The organism is Hydrogenophaga sp. A37 (genome assembly GCF_002001205.1).
Taxonomy (GTDB): domain Bacteria; phylum Pseudomonadota; class Gammaproteobacteria; order Burkholderiales; family Burkholderiaceae_C; genus Hydrogenophaga.
In genome coordinates, this window is sequence record NZ_MUNZ01000014.1 from 1 (window position 1) to 1,903 (window position 1,903).

The following is a 1,903-nucleotide window of genomic DNA, read 5'->3' on the forward strand; positions in this document are numbered from 1 at the left end:
TTTTTTTTGGTGCGCCCAGCATGGGCGCACACCTGCGGGTGCAAGTCCCGCTGCGAGCTGGTCACAGTGAGCAAAGTGAAGCGCAACTGCGTGAGGGCGACCGAGCGTAGGAAGGAAGCGTGGAGCGTAAGTCGTGAGCCGATGAACAAGAACCGCATAGAAGGCGCTGCCAAGCAGGGCGAGCGGGCCAATGACCGCAAAGCTCTTGTGACCAAGGCGAAGTGGCGTAGATGCGGCGGCTGTGCGATGAAGGTGTGCGTTCTTACCTGGGGAGATCTCGCCTTGTGGGTGAAAGCCCGACGGCCGAGCCGGAGCGAGAAGTCAGCAGAGGTCGTAGTAGCTGCAAGCCGGGGCCGATGAGGCCACAAGGCCAGAGCGAAGGACCGAACGAGAGTGAGTGAGCGAGGACAAGGAGATGTCAAAGGCCATGCGTCAGATGCCGGCAAGACCTGACAAAGGTGAGTCCGGGCGGGTGGGCGTAGCGCTGGGTGAAGCCCAGCGCGATCCCAGCAGCGACGAAGCCTGCGACCCGCTCCTTGAACACCCGCACACAGGGTTGGCAAAGCCGAAGGTGGGCACAGGTGGCCTGCTGGAAGCGGCGCTGACGAGACAGAACCTGCAAGCGGCGTGGAAGCGGGTCAAGGCCAACAAGGGTGCCGCCGGGGTGGACGGGCTCGACGTCGAGCAGACCGCCCAGGCGATACGCCAGAGCTGGCCCGACATCCGCCAAGCACTGCTGATGGGGCATTACCGGCCCAGCCCGGTACGCAAAGTCATGATCCCCAAACCCGACGGGAGCCAGCGCGAGCTGGGCATCCCCACGGTGCTGGATCGGCTGATCCAGCAAGCTCTGCTGCAAGTGCTGCAACCCCTGATCGATCCCGGTTTCAGCGAACACAGCCACGGATTCCGCCCGGGCAGGCGAGCGCACGATGCGGTCAAGGCCGCGCGGGCGTACGTCCAAACGGGCAAACATGTGGTGGTGGACGTGGACCTGGCGAAGTTCTTCGACCGGGTCAACCACGACATCCTGATGGACCGCGTGAGCAAGCGCATCGACGATGCCGGCGTCATCCGGCTGATCCGGGCGTACCTCAACGTCGGGATCATGGACGGTGGGGTGGTGATTGATCGCCACCTGGGCACGCCGCAAGGCGGGCCGCTCTCCCCGCTGCTGGCCAACGTGCTGCTCGACGAGGTGGACAAGGCGTTGGAGGCGCGAGGCCACAGCTTTGCTCGCTATGCCGACGACTGCAACGTTTACGTGGGCAGCATCAAGGCCGGGGAGCGGGTGATGGCCTACCTCAGGAAGCTCTACGGCGGCTTGAAGCTTCAGATCAACGAAGCCAAGAGCGCGGTGGCCAGCGCCTTCGGGCGCCAATTTCTGGGCTATGCGCTGTGGGTGGCCAAGGGCCGAGAAGTCAAATGTGCGGTGGCGAAGAAAGCGCTGGACAACTTCAAGGCCCGCATCCGGCAACTCACGCGCCGAACAGGTGGGCGCAGCATGGCGCAAACGGTGGAAAAGCTCAGGCCTTATGTGCTGGGCTGGAAGGCCTACTTCGGGTTGGCACAAACGCCCCGAGTCTGGCGAGAGCTGGACGAGTGGTTGCGCCATCGCCTGAGGGCCATCCAACTGCGGCACTGGAAGAGGCCGAAAACGATCTACCGGGTGCTCACGGGGATGGGGGCTACTGACGATGTCGCGGCACGGGTGGCAGGCAACGGCCATCGATGGTGGCGAAACAGCGCCAAGCTGCTCAACAGCGTGTTGACCATGGCGTACTTTGACGGGTTGGGGTTGCCGAGGCTGTCGTGACCTCAAACTCTCGAACCGCCCGGTGCGGACCCGCATGCCGGGTGGTGTGGCAGGGGTGCCTCCGTTATGGGGGCCCCCTATGCCGAT

1 protein-coding gene is annotated in these 1,903 nt (G+C 64.1%); it reads left to right on the forward strand.

The window, feature by feature from the left end:
- The first annotated feature begins 427 nt into the window (after positions 1-427).
- The gene (gene ltrA, locus B0E41_RS00075) at positions 428-1,816 is read left to right on the forward strand and encodes a group II intron reverse transcriptase/maturase (protein ID WP_253194502.1); all 1,389 of its coding nucleotides are present in this window, start codon (positions 428-430) and stop codon (positions 1,814-1,816) included.
- Positions 1,817-1,903 lie beyond the last annotated feature (87 nt).

Bases quoted from the DNA above. Each gene is read 5' to 3' on its own strand.
- ltrA (WP_253194502.1), top strand. From the start codon at position 428: ATGCGTCAGATGCCGGCAAGACCTGACAAAGGTGAGTCCGGGCGGGTG.